Source organism: Mesorhizobium sp. B2-8-5 (assembly GCF_006440675.2).
Taxonomy (GTDB): Bacteria; Pseudomonadota; Alphaproteobacteria; order Rhizobiales; family Rhizobiaceae; genus Mesorhizobium.
Genome location: NZ_CP083951.1, coordinates 1,467,229 through 1,483,231 on the forward strand (window position 1 = coordinate 1,467,229; position 16,003 = coordinate 1,483,231).

A 16,003-nucleotide genomic window follows, 5' to 3' on the forward strand; every position below is an offset into this window, starting at 1 on the left:
AAGGTTACCCCGATGATCGCGCCACGCATCATGGTGGTGGAGGACGAGGAGCCGCTGGGGGTGCTGCTCCGCTACAATCTCGAATCCGAGGGTTACCAGGTCGAAGTGGTGACCCGCGGCGACGAGGCCGAAATCCGCCTTCAGGAAAACGTTCCCGACCTGCTCGTGCTCGACTGGATGGTGCCGGCGGTTTCCGGTATCGAGCTCTGCCGGCGTCTCAGGATGCGGCCCGAGACCGAGCGGCTGCCGATCATCATGCTGACGGCGCGCGGCGAGGAAAGCGACCGCGTGCGCGGCCTCTCGACCGGCGCCGACGACTATCTGGTCAAGCCGTTCTCGACGCCGGAGTTCATGGCGCGCGTCAAGGCGCTGCTGCGCCGCGCCAAGCCGGAGGTGCTGTCCAGCGTGCTCAAGGTCGGCGACATCGTGCTCGACCGCGAATCGCACCGGGTCTACCGCAAGAAGAGCGAGATCCGGCTCGGGCCGACCGAGTTCCGCCTGCTCGAATTCATGATGCGCCATCCCGGCCGCGTGTTCTCGCGAAGCCAGTTGCTCGACAATGTCTGGGGCGAGACGATCTATATCGACGAGCGCACCGTGGACGTCCATGTCGGGCGCCTGCGCAAGGCGGTCAACAACGGCCGCATGCCGGACGTCATCCGCACCATCCGCGGGGCGGGGTACGCGATCAGGGAGGATTAGGTCCCGAGGGCGGAAGTTCCGACGGGATCGGCACTTCCAACATTTACGCTGGTGGGTAGTCGAGACGCTTGCGCTTCGTCATCCACGGGCGGAGCAAGGAGCGAAGCGACGCGCGCAGACCCGAGGATCCATTCCGTGACTTCCACGCGCCGCTATGGCGCAGAACTCTGCACCACTGCACCCTACGATCGAGGTAACGGCATGGATTCCAGGGTCTGCGCGCGTCGCTTCGCTCCTTGCTCCGCCCTGGAATGACGAAGTCGCGGTGGCTTCGGCCAATCTCCAACGTTGGTGCGATTCGCGGCTTCAGCGCCACGTTCGCTCAGGCCACGTTCTTCCCGGCCCCCGCTCTGGCCTGCACCCCCGGCGCGAAAATCTCCTGATCGACGAAGGTCAGCGCGCGCATGGCGCAGCCTTCGCGGATAAGCGGCAGTTCGTTCGGCTCGGTGTCGAAGGAGATCGATTCCGAGTGCTGGCCGCCGGCGGTCTGGGCGATCGCCTCTCGCAGCGCCGGCTCGATCAGGTCGAAGGCGGCCGCGCTTACGCCGACCATGGCGACAGGCGCCGGGTCGATAAGGGCGAACAGGCTGCCGAGGCCGAAACCGAGTGCTTCGCCGGCCCGGCGATAAGCCTCCCGCTCGGGTCCGTCCTCCTGCCGGGCTTTCGCGGCCAGCGCGCGCATATCGGCGTCACCGACGTCGGTCGGCGTGGCATCCTCGCTTATTCCCATGGCGCTGCGCCAGATCGCGTAATTGCCGGCATAGGCCTCGACGCAGCCGCGGCGGCCGCAGCGGCAACGCGCGCCGCCCGGACGATGGATCATATGGCCGAACTCGCCGCCGGAGGAATGTGTGCCGCTGAACAGCGCGCCCTTCAGCACCAGGCCCATGCCGATACCGTGCGAGAGCAGGATGGCGATGAAGTCGTCGCGATAGCGCTCGGGATCGCGCCATTGCAGCGCCACCGCCATCATGTTGCAGTCGTTCTCCATGGTGGCGGGAATACCGAATTCCCGTTCGAGGAGGTCGGCGAAAGGGATGTCGGTCAGCGGCGTGATCGGCGACCACAGCATGGCGCGTGAATGGGAATCGGTGATGCCCTGAATGCCCATGGCGATGCGGGCGACGCTGCCCACGTCGAGGTCGGGATCCCGCAACCGGCGCCGGACGATCGCCATGCATTCGCCGATCAGCTCGTCGCGGGGCATGACGAGCGTGTCGAGGCGCTGCTGCTCCTCGGCAACCACCTGGCCGGCATAATCGATCACGGCGACTGACAGGAAGTTCAGCGACAGCACCACGGTCAGCACCGCGGCGGCTTCGGGGTTCAGCGCCAGACCGATCTGCGGCCGGCCGCGTTTCAACGCCGTCGGCTCGCTGGCCTTGCTTTCGGTGAGAATGCCTTCCTGGATCAGATCGGCGGAGATCGCCGAAATGGTCGAGTGGCTGAGCCCGGTGGTGGCGGCAATCTCCGTGCGCGAGGGCTGGCCGGCGCGGCGCACGGCCGAAATCACCATGGCGCGGTTGCGCCGGCGCAAATCGTCGTGACGGATTCCGACCGACATCGTCTCGCACGTCCTCCCAGTCATCGCGGCCTTGTGATGATGATGCCATGGCCTGTCGGTGACATGCTAGGGATAGTGGCAGAAGCCGCAGCCTGTGTCATTATTTATTGCGGATGTCGAAAAAAATGCCCTGACCCATCAAAACCCATCAGAATCGCAGTTGACAGCGTCGTTTTGCTGGATCACTATTTTTTTGAGGCTCGAAAAAAAGCCTCTATGCCGGCCTTCGGGCCAGTCTGGGTCGCGCCGCACAGGCGCAGGGAGGATATCATGAAGAAATTCGCAGCCGCCATTCTGGCGGGCGTTGCCATGTCGCTGACGCTGGCGTCGGTCGCCGAGGCGAAGGACAAGGTGATCGGCGTGTCGTGGTCGAATTTCCAGGAAGAGCGCTGGAAGACCGACGAAGCGGCGATGAAGGCCGCCATCGAGGCCGCCGGCGACAAGTATATCTCGGCCGACGCGCAGTCCAATCCGGGCAAGCAGCTGACCGACGTCGAAAGCCTGATCTCGCAAGGCGCCAACGCGCTGATCATCCTGGCGCAGGATGCCTCGGCAATCGGCCCGGCGGTGCAGAAGGCGCTCGATGAAGGCATTCCGGTCGTCGGCTACGACCGCCTGATCGAGAACAAGGACGTGTTCTACCTGACCTTCGATAACAAGGAAGTCGGCCGCATGCAGGCCCGCGAGGTGTTCAAGGTCAAGCCGGAAGGCAATTATGTCTTCATCAAGGGCTCGGGCGCCGATCCGAACGCCGACTTCCTGTTCTCGGGCTCCATGGAAGTGCTGAAGGAGGCGATCGACAGCGGCAAGATCAAGAATGTCGGCGAGGCCTATACCGACGGTTGGCTGCCCGCCAACGCGCAGAAGAACATGGAGCAGTTCCTGACCGCCAACGACAACAAGGTCGACGCGGTCGTGGCGGCCAATGACGGCACCGCAGGCGGCGTCGTCGCGGCGCTGACGGCGCAAGGCTTGGCCGGCACCGTTCCGGTCTCGGGCCAGGACGGCGACCACGCGGCGCTCAACCGCATCGCGCTCGGCACGCAGACCGTGTCGGTGTGGAAAGACGCGCGCGAGCTCGGCAAGAACGCTGCCGAGATCGCCTCGCAGCTCGCCGACGGCAAGAAGATGGGCGACATCGCCGGCGCCAAGGACTTCACAACGCCCGGCGGCAACACCGTCAAGTCGCTGTTCCTGACTCCGATCGCGATCACCAAGGACAATCTCAACGTCGTCATCGACGCCGGCTGGATCAAGAAGGACGAAGTCTGCGCGGGCGTTGCCGCCGGTAGCGTCAAGGCCTGCAACTAAGTCTGCCGGCTCTCGATCAAAATCCCTGCGCCGCGGCCTGAAAGCCGCGGCGTTTTCTCAAAAAGATTTGTGTTTCCGCCTCTGGCGGATAGCTTCTAGGCTTGGCCAGGCATCCGCGCCAGACGGGCAGGCCGGCGGGAGGAAATCATGACCGACACGACGTCTACCCAACCGGCGGACACCGCGCGCGCGTCGGAACTCGGCTCCGTCGCCCGGTTCCTGAAGGCGACCGAACTCGACACCCGCATGCTCGGCATGATCGGCGCGCTGCTCTTGATCTGGATCGGGCTGCATGTGATTTCCAGCCTGCGCCTCGGCGTCAATCCGCTCGACTTCGACAGCCGCACGTTTCTCACGCCGCGCAACCTGTGGAACCTGTCGGTGCAGACTTCGGCCGTGGCGATCATGGCCTCCGGCATGGTGCTGGTCATCGTCATGCGCAACATCGACCTGTCGGTCGGATCGGCCGAAGGGGTGATCGGCATGGTCATGGGCTTTGCCCAGGTGCATTTCCTGGTGCGCTTCGTCGGGCTTGAGCTGGGCAATCCGTGGATCTGGGTGCTGGCATTGCTGATCGGCCTGGCGCTCGGCCTCATCATCGGCGCCTTCCAGGGCTTCATCATCGCCTATCTCGAAGTGCCGGCCTTCATCGTGACGCTGGGCGGATTGCTGGTATGGCGTGGCGCTGCCTGGTGGGTCACCAGCGGCCAGACGGTGGCGCCGCTCGACGCCACCTTCCAGCTGATGGGCGGCGGCCCGGCGGGCTCGATCGGCGCCAGATGGAGCTGGGCCGTCGGCATCGTCGCCTGCCTGGCGGTTATCTTCATGCATTTCAACGGCCGCGTGCAGCGCAAGCGCTTCCGCTTCCCGCTGCGTCCGGTCTGGGCCGAGACGCTGCTCGCCACGGTCACCTGCGCGGTCATCCTGGGCGCGGTGTGGCTCGCCAATTCCTATCCGTGGCCGGTCGGCATCGTGAACCGCTACGCCGCCGCCAACAACATCACCGTTCCCGAAGGCGGGCTGTTCATCGCGCATGGCATCGCCATTCCGGTGCTGATGGCCGTTGCCGTCGGCCTGATCATGACCTTCGTCACCAAGCGCACGCGCTTCGGCCGCTACGTCTTCGCCATCGGCGGCAATCCGGAAGCAGCCAATCTCGCCGGCATCAACACGCGCTGGATCACCATGAAGGTGTTCATGATCATGGGCGTGCTGGCGACGATCGCGGCGGCGATCTCGTCGGCCAGGCAGAACTCCTCGACGAATGTGCTGGGGACGCTGGACGAACTGCTGGTCATTGCCGCGGCCGTCATCGGCGGCACGTCGCTCGCCGGCGGTTCCGGCACCGTGCTCGGCGCCATGCTGGGCGCATTGCTGATGCAGTCGCTGCAGTCCGGCATGGTATTGCTCGGCGTCGATTCGCCGCTGCAGAGCATCGTCGTCGGCGCCGTACTGGTCGTCGCGGTCTGGCTCGACACCATCTATCGCAAGCGCGTCTGAGCATGATGCCGAAAAGTGGAAACCAGTTTTCGGACGAGACCATGCTCAAGCATGGACTATAGGGAGGAGAAGGATCATGGCTGACAAAATCGCTCCCGCCGGCGTTCCGCTGGTCGACATGCGCAACATCTCGATCGCCTTCGGCGGCATCCGCGCCGTCGACGACGCCTCGGTCGATCTTTTCCCCGGCGAAGTGATGGCGCTGCTCGGCCACAATGGCGCGGGCAAATCGACGCTGATCAAGATCCTGTCCGGCGCCTACAAGCGCGACAGCGGGCAGATATTCATCAATGGCGAGGAGGCTTCGATCTCCAATCCGCGCGATGCCAAGAAATATGGCGTCGAGACGATCTACCAGACGCTGGCGCTGGCCGACAATGTCGATGCCGCAGCCAACCTGTTCCTCGGCCGCGAGCTGATGACGGGCTGGGGCACGCTGGACGACGTCGCCATGGAAGCCGACGCGCGCAAGGTGATGGGCCGCCTCAATCCACGCTTCCAGCGCTTCAAGGAGCCGGTCATCAAGCTATCGGGCGGACAGCGGCAGTCGGTGGCGATCGCGCGCGCGATCCTGTTCAACGCCCGCATCCTGATCATGGACGAGCCGACGGCGGCGCTCGGTCCGCAAGAGACGGCGCAAGTCGGCGAACTGGTCAAGCAGCTCAAGGCCGACGGCATCGGCATCTTCCTGATCAGCCACGACATCCACGACGTGTTCGAGCTCGCCGACCGGGTCTGCGTGATGAAGAACGGCCAGGTGGTCGGGACCGCGCGCACCACCGACGTCACCCAGGACGAGGTGCTCGGAATGATCATCCTGGGCAAATGCCCGCCAGGCGCCATTCCGGGTCCAGGCGCGCTGAAGATAGCGGCATGATGATAGCCGGCTAATTAACGACTGCGTGATGTACCAGCCGCAGTGATGATTTGACCGCGCCATTGTGTTGGCGCGGAGACTTGCCCATAAAGGTCGTCGACCGTCCACGGGCCGCATCCTTGATTTGAAGAAGCTCTTTCCGATCGTTGCCTTCGTCGCCGTCGCGCTGATCAGCCTGACGATGGCGGGGTTTGCCTATTTCGCGACGCAAGAGGCGGCTCGGATCAAGTTCGAGGGTACCGCCGATGACGCGCTGAGCCGCATCGAGAGCCGCATCGACCTGCATCTGTCGCTGCTGCGTTCGACGCAGGCGCTGTTCGATGCCCGCAACGGCGACATCTCGCGCGGCGAATTCAAGGCCTTCTTCACCGCGCTCGACATCGACGACAGTTTCGCGGGGCTGCGCGGCATCGGCTTCCTGAGGCTCGCCAAGACCGGCGACGAGGCGGCGGTGGAACGCGACATCCTGCACGACCATGGGGCGGCGCATCCGATCTATCCCGCCACGACGCAGCAATGGCGAACGCCGATCGTGCTGTTCGAGCCGCTCGACACGTCCAACCAGTCGATCATCGGTTTCGACATGTTCACCGAGCCGGTACGGCGCGCGGCGATCGAAGAGGCGATGGCGGATGACCAGCAGCATGCGAGCGGCATGGTCCAGCTCGGCCAGGGCGCCGGCGTGGCGCAGACCTTCACCGGATTCCTGGTTTTCGTGCGGCTGAACGTCGAAACCGCGCCCGACGTCATCAATGCAAGCCGCTCCTCGACGGCCGGTTTTCTTTACGTTGCCTTCCGCGCGCAGGATCTGTTCCAGGTCGCGCTCAGCCATTCGCCGCTGCTGCCGGTCAATGTCGAGGTCTATGACGGCAAGCCCGAGGCCGGCAATTTGCTGTTCCGTTCGGAGGCGCCGCCGGCGGAACGCATCGGCGCGAAGCTTTTGGCACGCCGCGATATCGTCGTGGCGGGCGAGCCGTGGACCTTGTTGTTTCGGCCGACAAGCGCATTCGAGCCGCCGTCCTCGCGCGCCATCCCGGTGATGCTCGGGCTGTTTGGCCTGCTGCTCGCCGGCGCCATCGCCTTGGTGGCGCGCTATCAGGAACGCGCCTATGACGCGAAATCGGCGCTGCACGAGGCGACCGAAAAGAGCCTGCTGGAAAAGGACCTGATCCTGCAGGAGATGAAGCACCGCATCAAGAATTCGATCACCCGCGTGCTGGCGATCGCGCGGCAGACGGCCTCGCAAGCCACCGACGTCAAGGAGTTTTCGGCTTCGTTCTCGGCGCGCCTGCAGGCCATGGCGGCATCGCAGGATATGCTCACGCGCTCGCGCTGGCAGAAAGCCGATCTCGGCGACCTGCTGCGCATCGAGCTCGGGCAGGTGTTCGGCAAGGACCTTCCCGAAGGCGTGTTGTCAGGGCCGAAAGTGCTGCTGGACGAGACGACGACGCAGGCGCTCGGGCTGACCTTTCATGAACTCGCCACCAACGCGCTGAAATATGGCGAGGCCGGCGGTTCGGCCAATTCGGTCAAGGGAAGCTGGGCTCTCAAGGTCGACTGGAGCGTCGAAGGCCGCGACCGCGAGAGGACGCTGGTCCTGAACTGGCGCGAGGCGGGTCAGACGGAACTGGAAGCGCCAGTCAAGACCGGCTTCGGCACCAAGTTGATAGATCTCAACGTCACACGCGAATTGCGCGGCACGATCGCGCGCGACTATCACGACGATGGATTGAAGGTGGAAATCAGGATCCCGCTGATCGCGTGAGCGGGCCAACAGCCCTCGGCTGGCGAGTCAGCCATTTGAATTCGAAGAGGACCGGAGGCCGGCTACCCGCCTCCGGTTCTCTTCGCTAAGGAACTAGTTGCAGCGGGCCCGGTAGGTCGTGCCGTCATGGCGGCGATACACGCAGTAGCCGTTGCGAAGGTTGCGAACCAAGAGGCCCGACCCGGCGCCGACGGCCGCGCCGATCAGCGCACCCTTGCTGCCGCCGACCAGGCCGCCCACACCGGCGCCGATCAGGCCGCCGCCGACAACGTCCTGCTCGGTCGTGGTGCAGCCGCTGACGGCGACCACAGCAACCATGGCAATGATCATCTTCCGCATAGAATTGCTCCTCACTTTTGTCCTCACTTTCGGCAGTGCCAGCGACCGTTTAGCATGAAAAAACCTGTTTTGCCTGCCAGATTCTACTGTTGCCTAACATAGTCTTTTTCGGAGCGCTCGCCGTTCGACGCGACAAGCATGCCGGACACCTCCAGCGATGCTGCCAGCGTGCCGTCGGGCCGCACGTTCCAGACGATCCGGTCGTAATCGTCCTCCAGCGCGGGATCCACGGCGAGGCACTTGCCGATGATGCGGGGGGCCTGACCCTGCAGGTCGCCGAGGGCGAATGGCCTTTCGGCGACGCAGGCCTGCTCCGTCTCGAAGACGCTGACGGGCACTTCGAGTTCCCGGCAATCGGCCATCGTGCTCGAACAGCCGACGACGAAGAGCAATGCGGCGATGTGTTCCATGGCTCCAAACCTCTCGCCGCCAACAACGAATCTCGGCGAACAAAAGTTCCGGGGCCGGAGCTTGAAGCGCTCCGCGCGAAATGGCGGCGCGCTGAAGTCTGGACGTCAAAGCCGCATGCGGGGTCAGAGCAGTTGCGAGGCCGCGGTCAGGGCCACGGCGGCCAGAAGCGCGATCGCGCCCAGGCGGAGCGAAAGATGCGACGACCGCGACGCCGGCGGCGGCTCGGCATCCTGGAAGCCGCTCATCGAGACGCGGGCGGCCTGCTCCAGCCTGTTCATGTCGGCAACCATCATTTCAGTCTCCCCAGGTCGCGCCGGGGCGCGGATGGGTTTCCGGCGCATCGTCAGCCGGGAGCACAGGATCGGACTTTATGGTGAACAGCCGGTTAAAGGCCTCCGCCGGCAAAGCGCTCCCTCTCCGTTTTGACGCAATTCCGGACGGACAGCTACGGCGAAGCCGCCTAAAGCGCGTCGCGCTGAAGCGGATCCAGGCGACGCGCTTCAAGGCTTTGTTTTCATGCATGTCGTTATCGCAAAACAGCTGAACTTTTGCGCGACACGCATTAGCCTGACCCTTTGCACACTTTCATGGAATTGCTCTCACGCCATCGGCGGCACCATCAATCCGTCTCGAAATTCCCGTGCGGGACGGTGAGACGGTATTCGATGCGGTCCTTGCCGATTTCCAGCGTCGCTGAGCCATTCAGCGACATCGGCACGACGCGTTCCAGCGCCACGCTGCCGAAGCGCTTCTCATTGCGCGGCGCGTCGTCGACCGCCTCCGTCCAGGTCAGCAGAAGGTTGGGCGAGGTTCCGTTTTCGGTCTCGAGCCTGGCGCGAACCTCGACATGGCCCTCCGGCCGCGACAGCGCGCCGTAGCTCACGGAATTCACGGCCAGCTCATGCATCGCCAGGCCGATATGCAGGGCGGCATTGGGGTTGAGATAGGGATTTTCGCCCGCGAACCGCAGGCTTTGAGCCAGGTCGCTGCTGTAGCGGCCGACCTGGCCGGAGACGAGCTCCTGCAGCGCCGCTCCCCGCCAGTTGGAGGATGTGACCAGATCCTGCGAGGACGAGAGCGATTGCAGCCGGCCGCGAAACCGCGCCAGGAACTCGCCGAGCGTCTCCGTATAGCGCCCGGTCTGAGTGGCGATGCTCTGGATGATGGCCAGAAGATTTTTCGATCGATGGCTGACTTCGCGCAGCAACGCCTTCAGCGTCTGCTCGCGGCGTTTCTGCTCCGTCGTCTCCACCATCGTGGTGACGACGCCGAGAACGCCGCCGGCGTCGCCGCGGTCGGCATCGATCCAAAGCTGGAACCAACGTACGCCCTGGTGTCCCGGAATGCTGAGCTCGAGCTGGTCCGCGTTGCCGGATTCGATCACCTTGAGTTTGGCGGCCCTTATGCGTTCGGCCTGCGCCGGCGAGAGCAAGTCCTTGCCGGCGGCCGTATCGGACGCCCAGGGCGCGTTCATGTTGCGCGCCCAGACCGTTTCCATCTGCCGATCCTCGTAGACAACCGAAATCCCGGCATTGTGCAGGGCATGAAGCAGGGCCCGCCCCAACTGCATCCCGCTCTCCGAGGGATGCATCGCGATCACTTCGCCTTTCTGCTTTTCAACCCTGTCTTTCGTGGGACCCTCGGAAGGCATTGGAACATCCCGCACTCGGTCCTGGAACGGCTCAATCCGCAACTGGTTCCGCCTGAGCCAGCGCCTTGAAATCGCAGTGGCCTTGAAATCGCAGTGGCCCTGAAATCGCAGGGGGCTCTCCAAAAACGGTCCGCCGGACGGTGCTCTTTCGAGGCGCCGTCCGACGGTGGCTGGAAACCGTTTGAGGGGTGCGGCTTCCAGTGTCGCGGTCAGGCTCTCCTGAAAAGGCCTGCGATGAGCGAGATCACCAGGAAGGCGAGGAAAATGAAGAACAGGATCTGCGCGATGCCCGCCGATGTGCCGGCGATGCCGCCGAACCCAAGCGCGCCGGCGATGATCGCAACTACGAGAAATACGAGCGCCCAGTACAGCATGATGCGTCTCCTTCTTACGTCGGGAAAAGAACGTGGCTCGGTGTCGTTTGTTCCACCATTTGCTGAAAAAGACGATCCCCTTGAAGGGGCTTTTCAGACCGCAAACGGGCCAGGCGTCACGCGCGGCGGAGGGCCTTGCATGACGCTCGAGGTCCAGGCTTCGGAAGGATCAGGCGGCGGCCTTGGCCTGACGGTCGAAGAACAGGGCCTGGCTGATCAAAGCCTTGACCATGTCGGGATTGAACGGCTTGGTGACCAGGAAGGCCGGCTCGGGGCGCTCGCCGGTCAGCAGGCGTTCCGGGAAGGCGGTGATGAAGATCACCGGCACCGGCGTCGAGGACAAGATCTCGTTGACGGCTTCGATGCCCGAGCTGCCGTCGGCGAGCTGGATGTCGGCCAGCACCATTTTCGGCCGCGTCCTGCCGAACACGGCCACGGCCTCGGCATGCGTGCGCGCCGTGCCGACCACACGGTGGCCGAGACTCTCGACCATCTCCTCGATGTCCATGGCGATCAGCGGCTCGTCCTCGATGATCAGCACGTCGGTCGCGACCTGCCGGGAAATCTCGTTGCTCGCCTGGGCAAGCAGTTCCGAGAACTCCTCCTCGTCTACATCGAGGATTTCCGCCGCCTCGTCCTCGCTGAAGCCCTCGACGGCAACCAGAAGGAAAGCCTGCCTCGGCAGGGGCGCGATGGCATTCAGATTGGCCGCGGCCCGCTGCTCCCAGGCGGTCTGGGCCTGTTCCTGCGGCACGCGGATGGCCACGGAGGTGAACAGTCTGGCGAAAACCTTGTACAGCGCAATACGGTCGCTCGAGGCTTCGGGGAAGATATTGGTATCGGCGATGATGGCTTCCAGCATCGCCGCGACCAACGCGTCACCGCTCTCCTGCGATCCCGATACCGCCCGCGAGAAGCGGCGCAGGAACGGAAGATGCGGCGCGATGGTTGCGGACAAACTCATTATCGACGTCTCCCTCAAATGACGTTGCACGTTCAAGGCCGCACTGATTGCATGCCCCTGAAAATCAAACGCCGGCTTTCGGAAAAAGTTCCGCCGGCTGTGGAACTAAATTAGCAAGCGAGCGTTTCGGGATTTGGGATGGGCAACCAGACGAAGGTCCCGCTTGCGTTGTGGTTTGAAGTCGAAGAGCGGTTCAGGCGCTGGAAACTAGGGCGACTATGAAAGAAATGAAGAAAAAACAATTGGCTGATGCCGCAAGCAGGCATCGGAACGGGGACGGTAATCCGCTTGGGGCAAACTCAGAGATAGCCCGCAAGCTCAAACAATATTATGACGAGTTGGTCTCGGACCATGTGCCGGACCGTTTCGCTCAGTTGCTCAGCCAACTGGAACAGACCGAACCTGCCCAGAAAAAGGACTGAGGCATGGCGGTGGTATCCCAGAGCTTCAAGACCGAGTTGCTCGGTGCGATCCCGAGCCTTCGCGCCTTTGCCGTGTCGCTGACGCAGAATGCGGACCGGGCCGACGACCTCGTCCAGGAAACACTGGTCAAGGCGTGGGACAAGCATGAGAGCTTCCAGCCCGGCACCAATCTGAAGGCCTGGCTGTTCACCATCCTGCGCAATGAATTCTATTCGCAGATGCGCAAGCGCGGCCGCGAAGTTCAGGACAGCGACGGCATCATGACGGCCAGGCTTGCCGTTCATCCGGCCCAGCATGGCCAGCTCGACCTCAAGGATTTCCGCGGCGCGCTCGAGCAACTGCCCGAGGACCAGCGCGAGGCCATCATCCTGATCGGCGCCTCCGGCTTCTCCTATGAAGAAGCCGCCGAGATCTGTGGTTGTGCCGTCGGCACGATCAAGAGCCGCGTCAGCCGGGCGCGCGCCAGGCTCCAGGAAATCCTCAAGATTTCCGGAGAGGACGAGTTCGGGCCCGACGCGATCTCGGCGCAGGTCACAGGTTCGAACGCGGCTTGAACCGACCGGTTACGATTGCGATTGCAGGGATGGCCTCAGGCCGCCTTTGCCCGGCCGCAGGCCATGGCCAAGGCTTCGATCAGATCGTCGCCTGAGTAGGGCTTGGCGATCAGCCGGATATCCGGAAACGAACCCTTGATCTCGTCCGAATCCGAATAGCCGGAGGCAAATACGAACGGCACGCCCTCGCTGCGCAGCCGCGCGGCGAAATCCAGAGTCGAGACGCCGCCGAGCATCAGGTCGACAACCGCCGCGTCGAAGCGCGCAGGCAGCGCCTGCCCGTCGATCTCGCCGAGTTCACGCGCGATCGTCACATCCGCGGCGCCGTGGTCGCGGCAAAGCTGCTCGACATCCATCGCGATCAGGAACTCGTCTTCCAGAACGAGAATACGCAGTCCATCAAGCAGCGCTGGCACTTATCAGTGTCTCCTCGGCAGGACCGCACTCATGCGCGGAATTGGCCGCCATGTCATTTAAAAAAGACATGGATCCCAGTCTCACGGAACTCCTGCCGGTCTCAGGCGTTTCCTTGCGCCCATAAGGGCAGGGATTTCGAAGAGGGGTCGAAATGTCCGGCCAAAGCGCACGCGCGGCTGCCAGCCGTCAATATCCTTGTGAAAAGTGCCCGTTGCGGCCGTTGCCGGCGTTCCGTGAGTTCGACAAGCTGGAATTGTCATTCATCGGCACCTTCAAGCGCGGTGAACTTGCGGTCGACAAGGGGGCGACAGTCCTGGTCGAAGGCAGCCACAGCGCGCATCTCTATACCGTGCTGTCCGGCTGGGCGTTCCGCTACAAGCTTTTGCCCGACGGACGTCGGCAGATCCTCAATTTCTCCATGCCCGGCGACCTCATCGGCCTGCAGGGAAGCCTGATGGGCGAGATGCAGCATTCGGTCGAAGCGCTGTCGCCGATGCTGCTGTGCGTCTTCGAACGCGACCAGCTGCAGGAACTCTATCGCAACCATCCCGGCCTTGCCTATGACATCACCTGGATCGCGTCGCGCGAGGAGCGCATGCTGGACGAGAACCTGCTCAGCATCGGCCGCCGCACCGCGCTCGAACGAGCGGCCTATCTCGTCGCCTTCATCGCCGGTCGGGCGCGCAGCGCCGGATTGAATGGCAAGACACCGGTGCAGATTCCGATCACACAACAGCATATCGCCGACACGCTCGGCCTTTCGCTGGTCCATACCAACAAGACCATCCGCAAGCTGATGGACCGCAAGCTCGTGATGTGGCGAGATGGCGGCTGCGAAGTGATCGACTATGATGGACTGAAGAAGCTTGCCCGATGGGAGGGACTGGGCGAGGAACGCAGGCCACTCATCTAGGATGCCTAGGGTCGCGACGACCGGAACCATGGCGCTGGACGGGCGTTGAAACCAACGCAAACGCAAGGAGTTAGAGAATGGCAACCGCCGCAGGCAAATCCGCAACGGACCAAGCAACCACTGCCGACCTCGAGGCCGATATCGAGCAACTGAAGGCGGATATCCAGAAACTTACCGAGCAGCTCGCCAAGACCGGTCAACACGGCTATGGCGCGGCCCGTCGCGCCGCCGCGGATGGCGTCGAGCAGTTGCGGGCGCAGGGCGAAGCCGCGTTCGAGAGCATGCGGGGAAATGCCGAGGACATCGAAGCGCAACTGATCGCCAAAGTGCGGGAGAAGCCGGTGACGTCGCTGGCCATCGCGGCGGGCGTCGGTTTCCTCTTCGCCCTGCTTTCCCGCCGCTAACCGCAGATGGGGGCGCTTGTCTCGCTGATCTCGGCCCTCGCCTCGGGCGAGGCCATGGCCGCCTTGCACAGGGCGCGGACGACGGCAATCCTTTACGGACTTGCCGCCGTTTTTGCTCTGTGCGGCGTCGGTTTCCTCATCGGCGCCGCCTATATCTGGCTGGCGGCACGCTACGGGCCGGTGGCGAGCAGCCTCGGCTTCGGCATCGGCTTCCTGGTGCTTGCCGGGCTCATCCTCCTCATTCACAAGCTGACGACCAGCATGCGCAACAGGCGGCGCGCAAGACGGCGGCAGGCCGACATGACCGCGCTGGGCGTTACTGCGGCACTTGCCCTGCTTCCGGCCCTTGCCAAGAGCAAGGGCGGGCTGGGAGCCGCCATCGCGCCCGCCCTGGCGGTCGTCGCCTACGCCATCTATCGTGAGAACGCCAAGCCCACGCCACCGAAGCAGGACCCGCAGGACATGTCGTAAGCGGTTCAGGAAACGCCGGGACCTCAGGGAGGCTCGGCGGCATCTTTCCTGCGGGCGAGGACGCCGGCGGAACTCGTGGCCAACGTCGCTGACTTGGGCAAGGCGGCGGATGTCATTCCTGGTTCGGAACCTTCCCGATCAAGACCCGTTACCCGACCGTACCTGAAGCGCCCGCCGCCGCGCAGCATGGAGGCCAAGAGTGACCAAGATCGTACCCGAAGACAAAGCACGCCAGGGGCATTGGGGCTGGCATGCGCTCAGGATCCTCATCGCCGGGCTCTTGCTCGCCTTCATCGCGTGGGGGGCAGTCGAGATTTACGGCGAACTGATCAAATCGCCGACGACGCAGCAGACCGTGCCGGAAGCGCCGCCTGCGGCTCAGAAATCCGTCCAGGGCGGTTGACCCCGCATCATGCCGCCCTTGCCTGCGCATTGCTTGCCGGAACGAGCACTTTCAGCGCGCCGGGGTGAATCTCGATCGTTGTTTCGCGTTCCAGCCTGACCAGTTCGCCATCCAGCACCGCGCTGAACTTTTTGGCGGGCGAGTGGATCTTCAGCACAGCCCTGCCTGCCTGATGCACTTCGACATGCGCGCTCTGGCGCAGCCTCCCGCGCAGCATGTCCAGGAGGAGTTTTGCCAAGTGATGACGCTGGCGCGCGACGCTGACATAGATGCCGAGCACGCCGCCGGCCGGGTTGTCGGCATAGGGCAGATGGCCTTCGCCGAACAGATTGTTGGAGATGCCGATGCCGGTGGTGCGGGTGACGATCTCGGCCTTGCCGACGCACAGGCTGACCTTGAGGGCAGGCGGATTGTTGATCGCCGCCCATGCGGCGCGCACGGATGCCTGCATCTTTCCAAGGCGCGAGCCGAAGTCCATCTTTTCGCGCAGCTGAACCATCTCAGCGTGCATGCCGACGGAGAACTGGTGCACGAAGGGCTGGCCGTTGGCGCTGGCCATATCGACCGCGATCACCTCGCCATCGGCGAAGGATTGCAGGGCGGCTTCCAGTGTCTGCGGAATGCCCAGGCCGCGCGCGAAGAGGTTCATCGTGCCGGCGGGCAAGATGGCCAGGACCTTCTTCTTGTTCATGAGGAGGGACGCCGCGGTGGAAATCGTGCCGTCGCCGCCTCCGGCAAGAACGACGTCGATGTTCCGCCTGGCGATGGCCTTCTCCAGCGCCGTGGCGATGTCGCGGCCGGCAACGATATCGATCTCGACCGAATGTCCGGCCGCTTCGAGCGTGTGACGCAACTGTTCGGAAAATGCTTCCAAATCGATGGTGCGGAGCGTGCCGCCGTCCTGGTTCAGCACCGCAGCAAACCGCATGCACCACTCCGTGTCGCTTCAGGTCAGTTTGA

The 16,003-nt window shown here is 63.8% G+C and carries 20 protein-coding genes; 11 read left to right on the forward strand and 9 right to left on the reverse strand.

Going from position 1 to position 16,003, the window contains the following annotated elements:
* Positions 1-12: 12 nt before the first annotated feature.
* Positions 13-702, forward strand: a complete 690-nt coding sequence (gene phoB / locus FJ430_RS07135; RefSeq protein ID WP_010911896.1) for a phosphate regulon transcriptional regulator PhoB — start codon at positions 13-15, stop codon at positions 700-702.
* A 322-nt stretch (positions 703-1,024) separates the two neighbouring features.
* Here phoB and FJ430_RS07140 read toward each other — a convergent pair whose 3' ends face one another.
* A complete protein-coding gene (locus FJ430_RS07140; RefSeq protein ID WP_140704731.1) occupies positions 1,025-2,266 on the reverse strand; it encodes an ROK family protein in 1,242 nt (413 codons plus the stop codon).
* A gap of 270 nt (positions 2,267-2,536) precedes the next feature.
* On the opposite strand from FJ430_RS07140, the gene xylF reads away from it, so the two are divergent.
* The 4 genes from xylF to FJ430_RS07160 all read left to right on the forward strand — a co-directional run bounded on the left by xylF (position 2,537) and on the right by FJ430_RS07160 (position 7,719).
* Positions 2,537-3,577: a D-xylose ABC transporter substrate-binding protein gene (gene xylF, locus FJ430_RS07145; RefSeq protein WP_140648123.1), complete on the forward strand. Its 1,041-nt coding sequence runs from the start codon at positions 2,537-2,539 to the stop codon at positions 3,575-3,577.
* A gap of 147 nt (positions 3,578-3,724) precedes the next feature.
* Positions 3,725-5,077, forward strand: coding sequence for a sugar ABC transporter permease (locus FJ430_RS07150; RefSeq protein ID WP_140648122.1), 1,353 nt, complete (start codon positions 3,725-3,727; stop codon positions 5,075-5,077).
* 76 nt (positions 5,078-5,153) lie between these two features.
* Positions 5,154-5,954 (forward strand): ATP-binding cassette domain-containing protein, encoded by an 801-nt coding sequence (locus FJ430_RS07155; protein ID WP_140648121.1) that lies wholly within the window; start codon positions 5,154-5,156, stop codon positions 5,952-5,954.
* Between the two features lie 124 nt (positions 5,955-6,078).
* Positions 6,079-7,719: a CHASE domain-containing protein gene (locus FJ430_RS07160; protein ID WP_140704733.1), complete on the forward strand. Its 1,641-nt coding sequence runs from the start codon at positions 6,079-6,081 to the stop codon at positions 7,717-7,719.
* Between the two features lie 93 nt (positions 7,720-7,812).
* Here the strand turns inward: FJ430_RS07160 and FJ430_RS07165 are convergent, their stop codons facing one another.
* The 6 genes from FJ430_RS07165 to FJ430_RS07190 all read right to left on the reverse strand — a co-directional run bounded on the left by FJ430_RS07165 (position 7,813) and on the right by FJ430_RS07190 (position 11,458).
* Positions 7,813-8,058 (reverse strand): YMGG-like glycine zipper-containing protein, encoded by a 246-nt coding sequence (locus tag FJ430_RS07165; protein WP_140648119.1) that lies wholly within the window; start codon positions 8,056-8,058, stop codon positions 7,813-7,815.
* Positions 8,059-8,141: 83 nt separating this feature from the next.
* Complete coding sequence (locus tag FJ430_RS07170) at positions 8,142-8,468, reverse strand: hypothetical protein (RefSeq protein WP_140704735.1); 327 nt, start codon at positions 8,466-8,468, stop codon at positions 8,142-8,144.
* A 123-nt stretch (positions 8,469-8,591) separates the two neighbouring features.
* A complete protein-coding gene (locus FJ430_RS07175; RefSeq protein ID WP_181175312.1) occupies positions 8,592-8,762 on the reverse strand; it encodes a hypothetical protein in 171 nt (56 codons plus the stop codon).
* A gap of 326 nt (positions 8,763-9,088) precedes the next feature.
* Complete coding sequence (locus FJ430_RS07180) at positions 9,089-10,120, reverse strand: sensor histidine kinase (protein WP_140704737.1); 1,032 nt, start codon at positions 10,118-10,120, stop codon at positions 9,089-9,091.
* Between the two features lie 209 nt (positions 10,121-10,329).
* Positions 10,330-10,494 carry a DUF1328 domain-containing protein gene (locus FJ430_RS07185; protein WP_018429836.1) on the reverse strand — a complete coding sequence of 55 codons (165 nt, stop codon included), beginning with the start codon at positions 10,492-10,494 and terminating at the stop codon, positions 10,330-10,332.
* Between the two features lie 169 nt (positions 10,495-10,663).
* A complete protein-coding gene (locus FJ430_RS07190; protein ID WP_140704739.1) occupies positions 10,664-11,458 on the reverse strand; it encodes a response regulator in 795 nt (264 codons plus the stop codon).
* A 218-nt stretch (positions 11,459-11,676) separates the two neighbouring features.
* Here FJ430_RS07190 and FJ430_RS07195 point away from each other — a divergent pair, with 218 nt between their 5' ends.
* Positions 11,677-11,880: a NepR family anti-sigma factor gene (locus FJ430_RS07195; RefSeq protein ID WP_140648115.1), complete on the forward strand. Its 204-nt coding sequence runs from the start codon at positions 11,677-11,679 to the stop codon at positions 11,878-11,880.
* Positions 11,881-11,883: 3 nt separating this feature from the next.
* Positions 11,884-12,435 (forward strand): RNA polymerase sigma factor, encoded by a 552-nt coding sequence (locus tag FJ430_RS07200; RefSeq protein WP_140648114.1) that lies wholly within the window; start codon positions 11,884-11,886, stop codon positions 12,433-12,435.
* A gap of 35 nt (positions 12,436-12,470) precedes the next feature.
* Here the strand turns inward: FJ430_RS07200 and FJ430_RS07205 are convergent, their stop codons facing one another.
* Positions 12,471-12,851: a response regulator gene (locus FJ430_RS07205; RefSeq protein WP_140648113.1), complete on the reverse strand. Its 381-nt coding sequence runs from the start codon at positions 12,849-12,851 to the stop codon at positions 12,471-12,473.
* Positions 12,852-13,003: 152 nt separating this feature from the next.
* On the opposite strand from FJ430_RS07205, the gene FJ430_RS07210 reads away from it, so the two are divergent.
* The 4 genes from FJ430_RS07210 (at position 13,004) to FJ430_RS07225 (ending at position 15,043) form a co-directional block, all read left to right on the forward strand.
* A complete protein-coding gene (locus FJ430_RS07210) occupies positions 13,004-13,765 on the forward strand; it encodes a Crp/Fnr family transcriptional regulator (RefSeq protein ID WP_140704741.1) in 762 nt (253 codons plus the stop codon).
* 77 nt (positions 13,766-13,842) lie between these two features.
* Complete coding sequence (locus tag FJ430_RS07215; protein ID WP_140648111.1) at positions 13,843-14,169, forward strand: DUF883 family protein; 327 nt, start codon at positions 13,843-13,845, stop codon at positions 14,167-14,169.
* A 6-nt stretch (positions 14,170-14,175) separates the two neighbouring features.
* Positions 14,176-14,640, forward strand: a complete 465-nt coding sequence (locus FJ430_RS07220) for a phage holin family protein (RefSeq protein ID WP_140704743.1) — start codon at positions 14,176-14,178, stop codon at positions 14,638-14,640.
* A 199-nt stretch (positions 14,641-14,839) separates the two neighbouring features.
* The gene (locus FJ430_RS07225) at positions 14,840-15,043 is read left to right on the forward strand and encodes a hypothetical protein (RefSeq protein WP_140657984.1); all 204 of its coding nucleotides are present in this window, start codon (positions 14,840-14,842) and stop codon (positions 15,041-15,043) included.
* 7 nt (positions 15,044-15,050) lie between these two features.
* Here the strand turns inward: FJ430_RS07225 and FJ430_RS07230 are convergent, their stop codons facing one another.
* Complete coding sequence (locus FJ430_RS07230) at positions 15,051-15,971, reverse strand: diacylglycerol/lipid kinase family protein (RefSeq protein WP_140704745.1); 921 nt, start codon at positions 15,969-15,971, stop codon at positions 15,051-15,053.
* Positions 15,972-16,003: the final 32 nt, after the last annotated feature.

Coding starts and splice junctions, on each gene's coding strand:
- phoB (WP_010911896.1), top strand. CDS start 13: ATGATCGCGCCACGCATCATGGTGGTGGAGGACGAGGAGCCGCTGGGG.
- FJ430_RS07140 (WP_140704731.1), bottom strand. CDS start 2,266: ATGTCGGTCGGAATCCGTCACGACGATTTGCGCCGGCGCAACCGCGCC.
- xylF (WP_140648123.1), top strand. CDS start 2,537: ATGAAGAAATTCGCAGCCGCCATTCTGGCGGGCGTTGCCATGTCGCTG.
- FJ430_RS07150 (WP_140648122.1), top strand. CDS start 3,725: ATGACCGACACGACGTCTACCCAACCGGCGGACACCGCGCGCGCGTCG.
- FJ430_RS07155 (WP_140648121.1), top strand. CDS start 5,154: ATGGCTGACAAAATCGCTCCCGCCGGCGTTCCGCTGGTCGACATGCGC.
- FJ430_RS07165 (WP_140648119.1), bottom strand. CDS start 8,058: ATGCGGAAGATGATCATTGCCATGGTTGCTGTGGTCGCCGTCAGCGGC.
- FJ430_RS07170 (WP_140704735.1), bottom strand. CDS start 8,468: ATGGAACACATCGCCGCATTGCTCTTCGTCGTCGGCTGTTCGAGCACG.
- FJ430_RS07175 (WP_181175312.1), bottom strand. CDS start 8,762: ATGATGGTTGCCGACATGAACAGGCTGGAGCAGGCCGCCCGCGTCTCG.
- FJ430_RS07180 (WP_140704737.1), bottom strand. CDS start 10,120: ATGCCTTCCGAGGGTCCCACGAAAGACAGGGTTGAAAAGCAGAAAGGC.
- FJ430_RS07185 (WP_018429836.1), bottom strand. CDS start 10,494: ATGCTGTACTGGGCGCTCGTATTTCTCGTAGTTGCGATCATCGCCGGC.
- FJ430_RS07190 (WP_140704739.1), bottom strand. CDS start 11,458: ATGAGTTTGTCCGCAACCATCGCGCCGCATCTTCCGTTCCTGCGCCGC.
- FJ430_RS07195 (WP_140648115.1), top strand. CDS start 11,677: ATGAAAGAAATGAAGAAAAAACAATTGGCTGATGCCGCAAGCAGGCAT.
- FJ430_RS07200 (WP_140648114.1), top strand. CDS start 11,884: ATGGCGGTGGTATCCCAGAGCTTCAAGACCGAGTTGCTCGGTGCGATC.
- FJ430_RS07210 (WP_140704741.1), top strand. CDS start 13,004: ATGTCCGGCCAAAGCGCACGCGCGGCTGCCAGCCGTCAATATCCTTGT.
- FJ430_RS07215 (WP_140648111.1), top strand. CDS start 13,843: ATGGCAACCGCCGCAGGCAAATCCGCAACGGACCAAGCAACCACTGCC.
- FJ430_RS07220 (WP_140704743.1), top strand. CDS start 14,176: ATGGGGGCGCTTGTCTCGCTGATCTCGGCCCTCGCCTCGGGCGAGGCC.
- FJ430_RS07230 (WP_140704745.1), bottom strand. CDS start 15,971: ATGCGGTTTGCTGCGGTGCTGAACCAGGACGGCGGCACGCTCCGCACC.